This is a genomic window from Brevibacillus sp. AG162, from assembly GCF_006715575.1.
GTDB classification, from domain to species: domain Bacteria; phylum Bacillota; class Bacilli; order Brevibacillales; family Brevibacillaceae; genus Brevibacillus; species Brevibacillus brevis.
The window spans coordinates 87,674-102,646 of sequence record NZ_VFNO01000003.1 but is presented as its reverse complement, the minus strand read 5'-3'; the positions used below and the strand labels follow the sequence as shown (position 1 = coordinate 102,646).

The following is a 14,973-nucleotide window of genomic DNA, read 5'->3' as shown; positions in this document are numbered from 1 at the left end:
AATCACCCATTTTGATGTCGTTTATCCGTAGTATGAATGGTATCCCAATGAATCATGCAAGGCAGGATCGCGTCAATCAAAAAACGACCCTCAACGGGGTCGCCACTCAATCGTCTTTTTTCATCATGCTGTACTGATCACGGACCATCGTTACGTTTTCCTCTTGCTGTGTCAACTCCAGCTTATAGAGGATATCGGCTAGGACCGCTGCATAAATCAAGGTTAATTCCCCGGTATTGACCGGCTCACGAAAGTAGCTTCCGATCATCTCATAGCCTTTTCGCTTATAGGATTCGGTATCTTCCTCTTCCAGTGCTTCACATAGCTCTCCAATCAGATCATCCAGTGCCAGCCTTGCGCGCTCATAAACATCCGGCTGGTCATGTGATAATACGTCTGACTCTTTGGTCGTACCCAATTGCCCTCTCCTCCTTCTACTCCTAGAGTGGGGCACGCAGCGAGGCTTTATGCAGATTCTTGTTCCGTTTTCTTCGCAGGCGGAACTCGGATTCCCGTCAACGCCTGAAACAGTACGCGTTGGTATTTCATCTCGGCATCCGGATCAGGCCGATCCAATAGTGTTCCGAGAACTGCCCCTAAAAAGCCGAGTGGTATAGAGACCAACCCAGGATTCGTCAGTGGAAAGAGTGGCTCCGCACGAATAAGACCGGTTAGGGGATGCATAACAGTCGGTCCTAAAATGACAAGGACTACAGATGCCGTTAACCCTGTCAGGACGCCGCAAATCGCTCCTCGGACGGTAAACCGCTTCCAATACAACGTAAACAACAGTAGTGGCAAATTGGATGATGCTGCTACCGCAAACGTCAGCGCAACGAGAATCGCCACGTTCATTTTTTCTGCACCGATCGCCAGCCAAATGGAGATCACGCCCACCGCAACTGACGAAAGCTTTGCCATGGTGACCTGTTCTTTTTCCGAAGCCACCCCTCGTCTGATCAGATGACTGTAGACATCATGCGCGAACGCAGAAGAGGCGGAGAGCACGAGACCTGTCACGACAGCCAATATCGTCGCGAAGGCGACAGCAGCAATATACGCCATCAAAAACTCTCCACCGAGAGCATCTGCCAAGAGCGTGACGGTCAGATTCCCCCCGAAGCCCACATTTTTCAATGCCTCGTAGCCTACAAACGTACTCGCCCCGAATCCGAGAAAAATCGTCATCAGATAAAAGGCACCGATGACCCACGTAGCGGTGTAAATCGAATTACGAGTCGTCTTTGCGTCCTTGACTGTGAATAACCGGGAGATAATATGGGGGAGTCCGGCTGTACCAAGAATCAAAGCCAAATGCAGGGAAATCGTTTCCAGCGGATCATGAAGTTGATTTCCCGGCTGCAAGAACTGTTCCTGAAGAGGTGTAATCGTACTCACATGGGAAAACATTTCGGAGAAGCTCCAATCAAAACGAGCAAACACGATCAGGCTTAAGATCAATGTCCCTGTCAGGAGCAAAATCGCTTTAATAATCTGAACCCAGGAGGTCGCCACCATCCCGCCGAACACGACGTAAAATGTCATCAGGCTCCCGACAATCAAGACCGCCGTATCGTAACGCACTCCCAATAAATAATGAATGAGGGCACCTGCCCCAACTAATTGCGCCAGCATGTAAAAAATCGTAATTAATAGCGTCGTACAGGCAACAACGCCACGCAGCCAAAGGCTGTCAAATCGGACGGCAATCGCGTCTGCCAACGTATAGCGCCCCAAATTATGCAACGGCTCCGCAACTAAAAACAAAATAATCAGATAAGAGACAAAAAAGCCAATCGCATACACGAACCCGTCAAAGCCGTACATCGCAATCGTTCCCGCAATCCCTAAAAACGAGGCAGCACTCATGTAATCGCCTGCAATGGCAATGCCATTTTGTAACCCATTCAAGCGATTGCCTGCTGCATAAAAGTCTTTCGTCGTACCCGTCTGTTTGGCAGCCGAATAAGTGATGGCCATCGTTCCGATAATGACGGCAAGGAAAAAGATGATCGTCGTCACGGACAATACCTCTCCCTTCTTGCAAAAATGAAAAAAAGACCAGGGGTTAACCCTAGCCTTCTCTTCGTGGCATGAGCTTCCTACATTTACTGTTTCTACGCTGAATCTTTCATTCCTGTATTCGCTTTCACCAAAATTTCCTCATACTTCTTATCATCACGGGAGCTGGACAACAAGGTTCCGATCCATGCTGCCAAAAACCCTAACGGGATCGAGACAATGCCCGGATTCGGCAACGGGAACAACGCTTCGCCGACCAAAATGGCTTTTCCAGCTACCGGATTCCAAACGTTCGGACTCATCGCAACCAGAATGAGAGAGCTGAACAGACCGACGAGCATCCCGGTGATTGCTCCTGCTGTATTGAACCTTTTCCAGAAGATCGTGAACAAAATCACTGGTAGATTTGCACTCGCCGCTACTGCGAAAGCCAGCGCAACAAGGAAAGCCACGTTCAGATTTTGCGCAAACAAGGCGAGCAAGATAGAGACAATCGAGACACCGACAGACGCCCATTTGGCCATCTTCATTTGCTCATTTTCAGTTGCTTTTCCTTGTCGCAATACGTGTCCGTAAAAGTCGTGCGCAAAGGCAGAAGCCGCTGTCAACACCAGCCCAGCCACTACCGCGAGAATGGTAGCGAAGGCAACCGCAGATACAAAAGCGAACAAGAAGTTACCGCCTAGTGCTTGGGCAAGCAGTGGAGCTCCCATGTTGCCTGCTGGGTCCATATTCCCCGCTCCTACAAACGCTGCCGCCCCGAAGCCGAGGAAGATCGTCATGACATAGAAGGCCCCAATGATCCATGTCGCATACACAACCGATTTGCGAGCAGTCGTGGCATCTTTTACGGTGAAGAAACGAATCAAAATATGCGGCAATCCCGCTGTTCCGAGCACAAGCGCGAGATTCAGCGAAATGGTATCAAGCCCTACTTTAAACTTGTTGCCAGGATTGAGGAATTGCTCTCCCAATGGTGTCGCTGTCTTCATTTGCTCGAACATTTTCAAGAGATTAAAATCGAATTTGGCAAAAACCATCATGGAGATGATGAATGTACCGACCATCAACAAAACCGCTTTGACGATCTGCACCCACGAGGTTGCCGTCATCCCGCCAAAGACGACGTAAATTGTCATCAATGCCCCTACGATCAATACGGAGGTCGTGTAGTCCAGCCCCAAGAGCAGCTTGATCAAGGCCCCTGCTCCGACCAATTGCGCGATCATGTAAAAAATCGAGATGGCAATCGAATTGAGAGCGGCGACACCACGCACCTTTTTATTGTCAAAACGCGCGGCTATCATATCTGCCATCGTGTATTTTCCTAAATTACGCAAAGGTTCTGCCACCAAGTAGAGTACAACGAGATACGCGACAAGAAAGCCGATACTGTAGAAGAAGCCATCAAACCCGCTCAGCGCAATCATCCCGGCAATCCCCAGGAAGGAAGCTGCCGACATGTAATCTCCCGCAATCGCGAGGCCGTTTTGCCAACCCGTCAGGCCTCCTCCAGCGGTATAAAACTCACTGGTCGTGTTCGTCTTTTTCGAGGCGTAAAAGGTAATGACAAGTGTCAACAATACAATGACGAGAAAGAGTAAAAATGCAGTAACGTTCATTAGCCCCTTCCACCTGCCTCTTGTTTGATTTTCTCAACGAGTTGATCAAACTGCTCTGCCCGCCTGGTGTACAGGATACAGAGACCCCATGTCATGACGAACTGAGCAAAGGCAAATACCCACGCCCACGAAATGGCTCCAAACGCCGGTTGATTCAGTACGGTGAAGTAGGAGGTTAAAATCGGAAGGGTAAAGTAAAACACGAAGAAAAAAATAGAAGATGGCAAAATAAACGCTTTTTTTCTTCTCAAAAGCTCTTTGAAAGTGGCTGACTGAATCACTTTTGCATAATCAACAGCATCCTTTTTCTGATCCTCGGCTTTTTTTGCCGAAGCGGATTTGCCCATGGGAACCTCCCCCTCATCTCCAGAAATGTAAGCGCTTCCTATATTGTAGAGAATGCTTTTTTATCCGTGTATTTTTCTGCGTAAGATGTCGGGGAGAGCGTGTCAGTGGCAGATTTTTAACCACGATCTGCAAACGATGGATCACCAGGCTTACTCCTCGAGACGTTTGAGCAAATCCTTGGCAGAGGTCCGAGATACGGGAATACGCGGTCTTCCTTCTCCCTTCAGAATCAGATTGTAGGCACCGTTGAACCATGGTTCGAGCTCGCTCACGAATTGAAGATTGACCAAATAGCTTTTGTGCGTACGGAAAAAATCATATGCGAAAAGCTTATCCGCCAGTTGTGTCAGGGTCATCCGCGTCGAATAGGTAGCCGTTTGGGTGACGATTTGCACATATCGCTCCTCCCGCACCGCATAGACAATCGTCGTTGGATCGATGACCACTAATCTGCTGTTGTCTTCTACCAACAGCTTGGTTCGTTTTGTCTGGACAGGCTCTGCTTTCGGCTTGACCAGACGCTCACGTATCCGTTGCATCGTTTCTACCAGCCGCTTTGGCTCCACAGGCTTCAACAAATAATCGACGGCGTACAGCTTAAACGCATCGATGGCAAATTCCTCATACGCGGTACAAAACACGATGAGGGGGTGCTGTTTGCGTGATGCGAGCATTCTCGCTGCCTGCGCTCCTTCCAGTTCAGGCATTTTCATATCCAGGAAGACGACATCCGGTTCGTGCACATCGACCATTTCCAACAGCTCTCGTCCATTGGTGGCATAGGGCAGCAGTTCTACGTCTCCTTCTTGTAGCAGTAAATAGCTCAGTTCTTCGCGTGCTAGTCGCTCGTCTTCTGCAATCATGACGCGTATCGGCATCAGGCACTCACCTCTTTTATAATGGGAATGGTAAAGGTAATCGAACTGCCGCCTTCTTCTTTATTGGCAAAATGAAGTTGGGCATCTTGTCCGCACAAGCTGATCAGACGTTGGTTGACATTATGAATGCCAATTCCGTTGCCCTCCTTACTCTCCATAGGCACCTTTCCCAGAACTGGCAGCAAGTTGTCGGGAAAGCCCTGGCCATTATCTTCGATTTGAAAAACAACGTGCAGATTCTCTCGTTTCACATGGAGGACGATCTCACCGCCGTTCGTGATGTCCCGAACACCATGCTGAATGCAATTCTCAAATAACGGCTGCAACGTGCCAGGAGGAATAAGAGCTTCCTCAACACCCGTATCAATGCTCGTGCGAACGACGAATTGCTCGGAAAATCTGATTTTGATAATTTCCAAATAAGCATGCAGATGATCTAACTCCTGTCTCACGGTGACAAGCGGACTCGCTGTGAGCTTCAGGTTGAATCGCATGAACACGCCAAGCTGAATGGTCATATGCCGGGCCAACTGCGGATCAATTCGTATCAAGGTCACAATGGAATTCAACGTGTTGAACAAAAAGTGAGGATGAATCTGTGCCTGCAGCATTCGCAACTCTGCATCCTTCATTAACCCTTTCATTTGCTCCGTGAGCGATAGGGTCAATTGATTGGAGATCAGGTTGCCAAGTCCTTTGGCTAGTGCTTCCTGTACTTTTCCTATTTGTTGCGGCCTCCGATAATAGAGTTTGATCAGACCGACGACGCTGTCCCCTTCTTTAATCGGCACGAGAATCGCTGCATGCAGGCTACAACTTTTGCGCTTGCACCCGATGCTCTCTCGCGTCAATCCCTTGTCGATTCCACCGCTATACAAAGCCCGCTTATCGAGCTCACTATGGAGCGCTTCTCCCGGATGATGATGATCTGCCCCCACTCCCACGTGCGCAAGAAGCCGTTCTCGATCGGTTACCGCGACAGCTGCTGCTTTCGTTTCTTTTTGCAAGACGAGGGCTGCTGACTGAGCCGTTTGCGGTGTAAGCCCCCTTTTCAGGTGTGGCAAAATTCTTTCCGCTATCGTAAAGGATCGCTCCGCCTCAATGGCTGCCGAACGTTCTGCCTCTTGCAAGGCAACCCGTATCATCGTCGTAAAAATGGCAATCGAAACACTGTTCGTCAGCACCATGGGAATCCCAATCACGTTGACCATGGTTCGCGCCAGCTCGGGCGGAGCTGCCATGATCAATAAAAGCGACATCTGAATAATGGGCGCGAACATGCCGATGAACATGGCTTTGGACGGAGAAATAACCCGCTCCTGTGAGAAAAAACGCGCTACGTATCCTGCCAGCAACCCCGTGATCGGGATTGACAAGCCCATCGATGCTGCGGCGAATCCTCCCAATTGGAAGACATGAAGCCCAGCAATGACACCTGCCCCCAGGCCAACGAGAGGCCCTCCGAGCAAACCTCCAATAACGACCCCTACCAACGTAGAATTGGCGATAATTTCGTCATTCGACAAACGAAAAATCCAAAACGCAGGAAGATAGCTCTCCCCTTGCACGACCACGCCTGCATATGTACCTGCAATCCCAAACAACCCGAACATCACGGAAAATGCGATTGACGTCCCTACGTGCAATTCGCGGTCTAAAAGCTGGCGAAACAACGGTGTTCTTGTCAAAATAAATGCCAGCGTCAAAAGAATGCCCATTCTTTCAATGAGCAATAACGTGAGATTGTCCACCGCAGCCTCCCTTAGTTTAAATCTTCTATAAATTCCGCATATTGCCCTCAATTCCCTGCTGGACAGACAACCTCGCTAGGCTGATTGCATACGCTGTGTGTGCAATGCTTCAGGAGAAGGGTGATCATACCATGTGTGGAATTGTAGGATGGATTGATTGGGAAAAGGACTTATCTGGTGAACGTAATGTGCTGCAAAAAATGACCCAATGCCTCAAGGATCGAGGCCCTGATGCAGAAGGCTTTTGGCTGACTCCGCGCGCGGCCCTCGGTCATCGCCGCCTTGTGGTCGTAGACCCTGCTGGTGGACAGCAGCCTATGTCGGCTCTCAAAAACGAACATGCCTGCACCATGATCTACAATGGTGAATTGTATAATACCGAGGATTTGCGAGCAGAACTGCTGGCCTGCGGACATACCTTTCAATCTCACTCGGATACGGAGGTGCTTTTGCACACGTATTTGGAGTGGGGGCCAGATTGTCTGTCAAAGTTAAACGGCATCTTTGCTTTTGCGATCTGGGACGAACGCGAACAAAGATTGTTTGTTGGTCGTGACCGTATGGGGGTTAAGCCGCTGTTTTATGCGCAAAGAGGCAGTTCTTTTCTTCTGGCCTCCGAGCTAAAAGCCTTGCTCGCTCACCCCGAAGTCAAACCAGAGCTCTCTCGTGAAGGCTTGGCGGAGGTTTTCGGGATCAGTCCCGCTCGCACGCCTGGCCATGGTGTTTTTCATAACGTACACGAGGTTCGGCCCGGCTCCTATCTGTTGGTGACGCGTGATAGCGTCAAGCAAAAACGATACTGGCAGCTCGAAAGCCACCCACATACGGATGACCTAGAGACAACTGCAGAACGTGTCAGAGAGTTAGTCACGGATTCGATTGAACGCCAATTGGTTGCGGATGTTCCCGTTTCGACCCTATTGTCAGGCGGGTTAGACTCGAGCATTATAACAGCCGTAGCGGCAGATCATTTTCAAAAAACAGGCCGTGGAACTCTGCACAGCTACTCCATCGATTACGTCGACAACCGAAAGCATTTCAAGGCGAGTGCTTTTCAACCGAATGAGGATGAACCTTATGTGCAACTTGTTACAAAATTTCTCGGAACCCAGCACCACACGATTGAATTCGACACAGACGATTTGATTGCATCCCTGAAAACAGCGACACTCGCCCGCGACTTGCCGGGGATGGCTGATGTGGATGCGTCCCTTTACCTGTTTTGCCGCGAAATAAAAAAAGAGACGACCGTCGTCCTCTCTGGAGAATGCGCAGATGAAGTATTTGGCGGGTATCCGTGGTTTCATCGCGAGGAACTGCTGAATGCCGGAACGTTCCCTTGGTCGAGAGCGACGAAAGAACGTGCCTCCTGGCTATCCCCTGATCTTCGCGATTGGGTCAAACCCGAGGAATACATTGCCATGCGGTATGAGGAATCTCTCGATGAAGTCCCACATCTTCCAGGCGAAGATCCACTTGAAGCTCGCCGACGGGAAATGTTTTATTTGAATATAACGTGGTTCATGAACACGCTGTTGGATCGCAAAGACCGAATGAGTATGGCGGCCAGTCTGGAAGCGCGCGTCCCGTTCTGTGACCACCGCATCGTGGAATACGTCTGGAACATCCCATGGGATATGAAGACGTACGGGAATCGGGAAAAAGGCATTTTACGAAAAGCCATGGAAGGAATCTTGCCGGATGAGGTTCTGTATCGCAAGAAAAGCCCGTACCCGAAAACACATAATCCCGCCTATACGGAAGCCGTTCGCTCTTGGCTGCTGGATATTTTAAACGACCCTTCCTCTCCACTGCTTCAACTGGTAGATGTTCCAACGATTCGAAAAATTGCCGAGTCAGATGCACAGGCTTCGAGCATTCCGTTTTTCGGTCAGCTCATGAGTACACCCCAGTTGTTCGCCTATCTCGGCCAGCTGGATTATTGGCTGCGGGAATACCGTGTTTCCATTCGTGCCTAACGAAATATCAAAAGCTCCTCGCCCCTTATGTTTCGGGGGAATTGAGGAGCTTTTCGTTACTTTCTGGTCTTTCCCCGTTTCTTGGTTCTACGTACGGGTTGTGCCTTCGGGTTGAGGGGAATGGTGGGAAGAGATTGATATCTCAGATCAAACTGCTCGCCTGAGCGTTTCATGATCGTGAACGTTTTGGTTGCACCTACTCGGATCAAACGGTAGTCGACTCGTGTTTTTTTCCCTCCCCCGCTCAGTATCGCAGCCACGGTCCGATGATCCGGCAGATTCACTTTTATCTGCAACGACAGCACGGTTGCAGGAAAAGGTGGGATATCACGATAAGGAACACAGAGCTTACCTTTTAGCATCCGTAAATGGAGATTCCGAATCATCACTTCCGTCAATTGCTTTCCCCAATACCGACGGAAAATACGGGAGATTTTTCGTTTGGTGTTGTATTTTTCGGGCAATGGCGTGTAATCCACACCGTTTACGGTATACACAGGCTTTCCTCTCGGCGAATTCGCGATCTGAGTCCAGACATGCTCTGCTGAAGTGATTAACTGCTTGAGCCTCTGCAACTCATCCAAGGATTTCACCTCCTCCATAAACCGTATGGTGGTGGGCTTATGCTAGTACGCCCGATTTCAGCTTTCCAAGCGTAATGGATAAGAATTCTGAACATACATATAAATTGCAATCATATTATCGAGATGATAGAATATAAACCGCTTTCACTTCTCTTGTCGGGAAGTGCGTTTTTTTGCCTGTCAAGTTTAGCATTATTAAATTTCTCGGAGGTTGTAATGAATTACATCATTCCCATCGTTGGCTTACTCATCGTGATCGGGTTAGCATTGTTAGGGAGCAATGGACGTAAAAAGGTCAAATACAAACCGATCTTCGTCATGATTGCTCTGCAATTTTTGCTTGCCTTTCTTCTTTTGCATACCAAGTTTGGGTTTATATTCGTTTCAGCCATTTCCAAATCGTTTGAAAAACTTCTTGCCTTTGCTGCGGAAGGGATCAATTTCGTTTTTGGCAATCTGGCAAACGACGGACAAATGTCCTTTTTCCTTGGAGTATTGCTCCCCATCGTCTTCATTTCCGTCCTGATCGGTATTTTGCGTCACTTCAAGATTTTGCCAATTGTTATGAAAGCAATTGGCTTTGTTCTGAGCAAAATTAACGGCATGGGTAAGCTGGAGTCTTACAACGCTGTCGCTTCCGCTATTGTCGGCCAAAATGAAGTCTTCATCACTGTGAAAAAACAGCTCGGTTCGTTGCCAGAGCACCGTCTGTATACGCTATGCGCGTCAGCCATGTCGACTGTTTCGATGTCGATTGTCGGTGCATACATGACGATGATTGAGCCAAAATACGTCGTCACAGCACTGTTCCTGAATCTGTTTGGCGGCTTTATTATCGCTTCCATCATCAACCCTTATACAGTGAACGAAGAAGAAGATTTACTGGAGATTCAAAGCAATGAGAAGCAGTCCTTTTTCGAAATGCTCGTCGAGTACATCATGGACGGCTTCAAGGTTGCCGTAGTCGTGGGCGCAATGCTGCTCGGTTTTGTTGCCTTGATCGCAGCTGTGAACAGCTTGTTCGGCATGATTTTCGGCTGGACGTTCCAAGAAATGCTCGGCTTCGTCTTCGCTCCTTTTGCCATCTTGATGGGCATTCCTTTTGCGGAGGCGATGACGGCTGGCAGTATCATGGCGACGAAGCTCGTAACGAACGAGTTTGTGGCGATGATCGAGCTGGGCAAAGTCGTATCTGAACTAAGCCCACGTACAGTAGGAATTCTCTCTGTCTTCCTCGTTTCGTTCGCGAACTTCTCCTCTATCGGCATCATCGCTGGTGCGGTGAAAGGTCTGAATGAGAAACAATCCAATGTGGTCGCTCGCTTTGGGTTGAAGCTGCTGTTCGGTGCCACGCTGGTTAGTCTTTTGTCTGGTGTCGTCGTCAGCTTCGTCCTGTAAGTGACATAAGAAAGTGTCCCACTGCCATGTGCAGTAGGGACACTTTTTTGTATGCAAAGCTCCTAATTTCTTATGGTTCACCCAATCCAACTTGAAAAAAAAGGATGATTGCGTAGTTTGTGGAAATGAACCGAATGAAAAAATATACGGAGGAGATAAAATGAGTGACATTGGAATAAATGAAACGAGTCAAAAGCTCGACATCGGTGGAGTTAGACTATGTTTTAAATATTTTGGTGAAATAAGTGATTTTCCGACGGTGGTTTTTGATTCTGGTTATGGGTGTACATTGAACTACTGGAGTTCGATTGGCGGTGACATTTCAAAGCATACTAGGATGTTCATTTATGACCGAGCAGGCATAGGGGAAAGTGAAAGTGATGAAAGACCTCGTCATAGTCAGCAAATCATCGAGAATCTTAGAAGCTTGCTTCAAAAAGCAAACGTGTCCCCCCCTTACGTTTTGGTCGGGCACTCTTTTGGGGGATTGAATGTCCGACTATATGCAAGTACATTCCCAGAAGAGGTTGCCGGAGTGATTTTATTAGATCCATGTCATGAAGATCAAAATAAAGTCATGGTTCCATTGTTCTCTGAAGAAATTCAGGCAGCGTACTATAGTCAGTTTGTTCTTGAAGGTTCTATTCAAGAGATGGAAGAAAGCTTTGAACAAGCTCGAAATTCTAAATCACTTGGCAACAAGCCACTCATTGTCGTATCGGGTACATTACAATCTCATCATAATCCTGAATCTATGGCTGCTTGGGTCCACTTACATAAAGAGCTTACGAAATTATCAACCCGCAGCAAACATATCATCGTTGAAAATGCTGGACATGCCATTCATATTGATCAGCCAGATGTTGTCGTAGATATCATTAAGGACATGCTGCTTTCGTGTAAAGCTCAGAATAATTAAGGTGAATTGGTTCTACAGCAACTATGATCATTGGACAACTCCCTCACAATAACCCTTCCTATCCTTTCGGGTAATAAAAGTAACCAGCGAGTGTCCGGCTACAATCGAGACACTCGCTGATATTTTATCGTATGACCTTCTCCACATCGACACGTCCGGAAAAAAAGGTAGCTCCTCCCCCCATGTCCGCGATGCGATCCGGGGTCAGCGCATTTACATAATGCTTTGAGTGAGGAGCATCAGCCCACAAGCCTTGACTGACCACCACTCCCGGTAAAACATTTTCTCCTATCGATACAACCAGCTCGCATTCTCCCCGCTTATTCCATATGCGGACCGTATCTCCGTCACTTATGCCTGATGCAGACGCATCTGCCACATTCATATGCAAACGAGGTATTTTCTCCATTTTCTTATGCTTCTCATTATTCGAGAACGTGGAGTTCAAATAATTGTGATTGGGCCCCGGGACAAATAAATACGGGAAATCCCCATCATTCACCAATGGCGTGTACGTCGGTAATGGGGGCAACCCTCGTTTTGCCATTGCTTGCGAGTAAAGCTCAATTTTGCCACTTGGGGTTGGAAGGTGTTCCAAAAAGAAAGGTTCCCTATTTGCTTTGGCATATTGTTTTTCGACCAAAGTTTCATACGTGATTCCTTCCAGATGAGGATTGCCGTGTCCCTCCAACGCCTGTCTTACCATCTCTGCATCACTGTCTTGAAAAACAGGTTCGTCATATCCCATCGCAGCAGCCAGCAAGCGGAAAACCTCCGTGTTGGATTTGCTCTCTCCAAATGGGGCGATCACCGGTTGCTGAAGCTGAATGTAATGATGCCAATACGACGTGTAAAAATCCGTATTTTCATAAGAAGACGTCGCTGGCAAAACGATATCGGCATAGAGAGCCGTCTCTGTCAAAAACAAGTCATGCACGACCGTGAACAGGTCCTCTCTCGCCAAGCCTTGCCGTACTTTGTTTCCTTCCGGTGCGACAATGGCTGGATTGCTCGTATAGACGAATAGCGACTTCACCGGCGGTTCTGTATCGAGCAACGCTTTTCCAAGTTCATTCATGTTGATGACTCTCGTCTGTTTATTGGCCAGCAAATCTGGTCGCTGCACGGCAAGCTTGTTGTGCTCCAGAAAGCCTTTATTCCCTTTATTGGCCCCACCACCTTTGACGAGCCACTGCCCTGTCAGGGCCGGAAGACAAGCAATCGTTCTTACACACATTCCACCATTGTCGTGATGCTGAATGCCGTTTCCGATGCGAATAAAGGACGGGGAAGTGGTGCCATACATTCTCGCCAATTTGTAAATATCGTCGACAGGGACACCCGTTATGGCTGATACGGTAGCAGGATCGTAGGTACGTACATGCTCCCTGAGCTCTTCATGTCCGACCGTATACTTTTCCATAAAGGCTGAATCCACCAAGTTTTCTGCAAAAAGCACATGCATGATGCCCAAAGCCAAAGCCGTATCTGTTCCGGGTAAAATCGGGATAAACCAATCAGCCCATCGACCTGTCTGATTTTTATGGACATCAATCACGATGATCTTCGCCCCGTTTTTTCGAGCCTGTTCTGCAAACACCACTTGATGCATGTTGGTGCTAACCGTATTGATCCCCCACATGATGAACAGCTTGGAATGAACGGTGTCTTCCGGATCTGTTCCAAAGGCTCCGCCCATCGTGTAGCTGTACCCTACAGCCCCTGCACTGTTGCAAATCGTCCGGTCAAGTTGACTGGCCCCCATACGATGGAAAAAACGGCGATCCATGCCTTCCACACTAATCCGCCCCATGTTTCCGTAAAAGCTGTAAGGCAAAATGCTCTCGGGACCGTCTGAGTCGATTAAGGCACGCCAGCGTTCGGTAATGGTCGCAATCGCTTCCTCCCAACTGATTCGGACAAATTCCCCGCTTCCTTTTTTGCCAGTGCGTTTCAGCGGATGCGTGAGTCGCTTGGGATCGTAAATGCGTTCTGTCATGTTTCGGACTTTGTTGCAAATATTTCCCTTCGTCACCGGATGGTTGGGGTCCCCTTCAATTTTGATGATTTTCCCCTCTTTTTTATGAAGGAGCAATCCACATTGGTCCGGGCAGTCAAGTGAACAGACTGCTGGAAAAACACCGTTTTCCTGCGTGGTATAAGTCATGGAGTTCCCCTCTTTCTCCTAACCATAACTGGCTTTTATACGCTATTATAATCGATTGAAAAAAGAAGGCACTACCCCTGCGCGAATGAGAAGTTAATGAATTTTCTTTTTATATACGAATCGTCTCATTACGATTTCTAATGGTCCGTTCAGATTATGTTTTTCTAAAATCGTGGCCAATAGGAGAGACAAACCCCAAATACCAACGGCAATCAAAGTAGCGATTCCGTTACTAACGCGTCCCCCTAAATCAAATGCTACTGGTGAAAACAATAAAACCAGCATCGCCTCATTCCATACATAGAATGTTAAGGAACGTTTTCCTAAAGCCATAAACGACTGGAGTAAAGGCCCCGCTTTTTTTAACTTTGCCCCCATGATTCCAAAGAAAGCCGCATAAGCTAATCCTCCAGCAATTCCGGTTAAAATGTGGAATCCGTACACGAAACCAGCGAGAAAAAAACTCGGGTTCCATATGTTCCCTATAAAGGTTAAAGGCAATGCTCCTAGTATAGAAACAGCTAAGCCGATAGTTGTTATGAAAGTAAGCGTTCGTATCTGTTGCTCCGGCTTGGTTAATAATTGATAGTTGGCAATCCACATTCCCAGCAAAACGGAAGGAAGAATCGGGAACATGCCATGAATAAAAATAGGAATAAACGGGAAATAAGTCAAACTAAGTAGCAGTGTGCTAAGATAGGTGTCTGTAGCTAACACCTCTGGAGGAAACCCATAATCTCCGATGGATTCCATCGTGAAGCCCCACATTATCGGATTTGCGATGATATAGAATACCGTGATAACAATAAAGGTTCGGATCAGCGTCTTTATTTCACGTGTTAACAGCCAACTGACGAGAAGACCAGCTACCCCATAGGCCATTAAAATATCTTGACCGCCAATGATCACCACTAAAACTGCTCCAAATACTATCAAATACCAGGAACGCCTCCGGACCGCCTTTACAGCATCTTTTTCTCTTTTTCCTTTCGCCATTTGACTATTAAAAGCCAGTACCAAACCATAACCGAATAAAACGGCAAACATCGCTCTTGCTCTGTTATCAATGATGAACATGCCAAAAAGATTGACAACTTGATCAAAGAAATTCTGACTTTCCATTCTGTGAACGATCCCGGGTTCCAAAGCGTACAGATACAGCGGGGCATGTGCGAGTGCAATAAGTAGTAACATAGCGCCTCTGGCCAGATCTAATGAAACGGCACGTTTTTTTGTCTCCGCCGTTATCATATGAAGTAAAACGGACATACGATCCACTCCTTTGTTTGTTGCCAAAAGTTCAAC

The 14,973-nt window shown here is 47.8% G+C and carries 12 protein-coding genes; 3 read left to right on the top strand and 9 right to left on the bottom strand.

The features are described 5' to 3' along the window. Positions 1-106: 106 nt before the first annotated feature. From FB479_RS10300 to FB479_RS10275, 6 genes are all read right to left on the bottom strand, one after another. The gene (locus FB479_RS10300; RefSeq protein WP_142064821.1) at positions 107-418 is read right to left on the bottom strand and encodes a hypothetical protein; all 312 of its coding nucleotides are present in this window, start codon (positions 416-418) and stop codon (positions 107-109) included. Between the two features lie 47 nt (positions 419-465). After that, the gene (locus FB479_RS10295) at positions 466-2,028 is read right to left on the bottom strand and encodes a solute symporter family protein (RefSeq protein ID WP_370511682.1); all 1,563 of its coding nucleotides are present in this window, start codon (positions 2,026-2,028) and stop codon (positions 466-468) included. An 89-nt stretch (positions 2,029-2,117) separates the two neighbouring features. Then, positions 2,118-3,644, bottom strand: coding sequence for a solute symporter family protein (locus FB479_RS10290; RefSeq protein ID WP_142064815.1), 1,527 nt, complete (start codon positions 3,642-3,644; stop codon positions 2,118-2,120). Next, entirely contained in the window at positions 3,644-3,991 is a 348-nt protein-coding gene (locus tag FB479_RS10285; RefSeq protein WP_017247858.1) for a DUF485 domain-containing protein, read from the bottom strand. Before FB479_RS10285 ends, FB479_RS10290 begins: the two co-directional genes overlap by 1 nt. 150 nt (positions 3,992-4,141) lie before the next feature. Then, positions 4,142-4,870, bottom strand: a complete 729-nt coding sequence (locus tag FB479_RS10280) for a LytR/AlgR family response regulator transcription factor (protein WP_106652792.1) — start codon at positions 4,868-4,870, stop codon at positions 4,142-4,144. Then, entirely contained in the window at positions 4,870-6,621 is a 1,752-nt protein-coding gene (locus FB479_RS10275; RefSeq protein ID WP_142064813.1) for a LytS/YhcK type 5TM receptor domain-containing protein, read from the bottom strand. The genes FB479_RS10280 and FB479_RS10275 overlap by 1 nt, the downstream gene beginning before the upstream one ends. 131 nt (positions 6,622-6,752) lie before the next feature. On the opposite strand from FB479_RS10275, the gene asnB reads away from it, so the two are divergent. Beyond that, positions 6,753-8,600 (top strand): asparagine synthase (glutamine-hydrolyzing), encoded by a 1,848-nt coding sequence (gene asnB / locus FB479_RS10270; protein WP_142064810.1) that lies wholly within the window; start codon positions 6,753-6,755, stop codon positions 8,598-8,600. A gap of 56 nt (positions 8,601-8,656) precedes the next feature. Here asnB and FB479_RS10265 read toward each other — a convergent pair whose 3' ends face one another. Beyond that, positions 8,657-9,193: a DL-endopeptidase inhibitor IseA family protein gene (locus FB479_RS10265; RefSeq protein WP_142064807.1), complete on the bottom strand. Its 537-nt coding sequence runs from the start codon at positions 9,191-9,193 to the stop codon at positions 8,657-8,659. Between the two features lie 207 nt (positions 9,194-9,400). Between FB479_RS10265 and FB479_RS10260 the strand changes: the two genes are divergently transcribed. Together FB479_RS10260 and FB479_RS10255 are read left to right on the top strand one after the other, a co-directional pair. Next, on the top strand, positions 9,401-10,582 hold the full coding sequence (locus FB479_RS10260) for a NupC/NupG family nucleoside CNT transporter (protein ID WP_106652788.1): 1,182 nt from the start codon (positions 9,401-9,403) through the stop codon (positions 10,580-10,582). A 160-nt stretch (positions 10,583-10,742) separates the two neighbouring features. Next, positions 10,743-11,501, top strand: a complete 759-nt coding sequence (locus FB479_RS10255; protein WP_106652787.1) for an alpha/beta fold hydrolase — start codon at positions 10,743-10,745, stop codon at positions 11,499-11,501. A gap of 124 nt (positions 11,502-11,625) precedes the next feature. On the opposite strand, the gene FB479_RS10250 is transcribed toward FB479_RS10255, so the two are convergent. Together FB479_RS10250 and FB479_RS10245 are read right to left on the bottom strand one after the other, a co-directional pair. Beyond that, positions 11,626-13,668: a molybdopterin-containing oxidoreductase family protein gene (locus FB479_RS10250; protein WP_142064804.1), complete on the bottom strand. Its 2,043-nt coding sequence runs from the start codon at positions 13,666-13,668 to the stop codon at positions 11,626-11,628. A gap of 93 nt (positions 13,669-13,761) precedes the next feature. Beyond that, on the bottom strand, positions 13,762-14,937 hold the full coding sequence (locus tag FB479_RS10245) for a DUF418 domain-containing protein (protein ID WP_142064801.1): 1,176 nt from the start codon (positions 14,935-14,937) through the stop codon (positions 13,762-13,764). Positions 14,938-14,973: the final 36 nt, after the last annotated feature.

What these genes read in the sequence shown, in the direction of transcription:
- FB479_RS10245 (WP_142064801.1), bottom strand. Translation starts at nt 14,937, where the DNA reads ATGTCCGTTTTACTTCATATGATAACGGCGGAGACAAAAAAACGTGCC.
- FB479_RS10260 (WP_106652788.1), top strand. Translation starts at nt 9,401, where the DNA reads ATGAATTACATCATTCCCATCGTTGGCTTACTCATCGTGATCGGGTTA.
- FB479_RS10280 (WP_106652792.1), bottom strand. Translation starts at nt 4,870, where the DNA reads ATGCCGATACGCGTCATGATTGCAGAAGACGAGCGACTAGCACGCGAA.
- FB479_RS10285 (WP_017247858.1), bottom strand. Translation starts at nt 3,991, where the DNA reads ATGGGCAAATCCGCTTCGGCAAAAAAAGCCGAGGATCAGAAAAAGGAT.
- FB479_RS10250 (WP_142064804.1), bottom strand. Translation starts at nt 13,668, where the DNA reads ATGACTTATACCACGCAGGAAAACGGTGTTTTTCCAGCAGTCTGTTCA.
- asnB (WP_142064810.1), top strand. Translation starts at nt 6,753, where the DNA reads ATGTGTGGAATTGTAGGATGGATTGATTGGGAAAAGGACTTATCTGGT.
- FB479_RS10290 (WP_142064815.1), bottom strand. Translation starts at nt 3,644, where the DNA reads ATGAACGTTACTGCATTTTTACTCTTTCTCGTCATTGTATTGTTGACA.
- FB479_RS10255 (WP_106652787.1), top strand. Translation starts at nt 10,743, where the DNA reads ATGAGTGACATTGGAATAAATGAAACGAGTCAAAAGCTCGACATCGGT.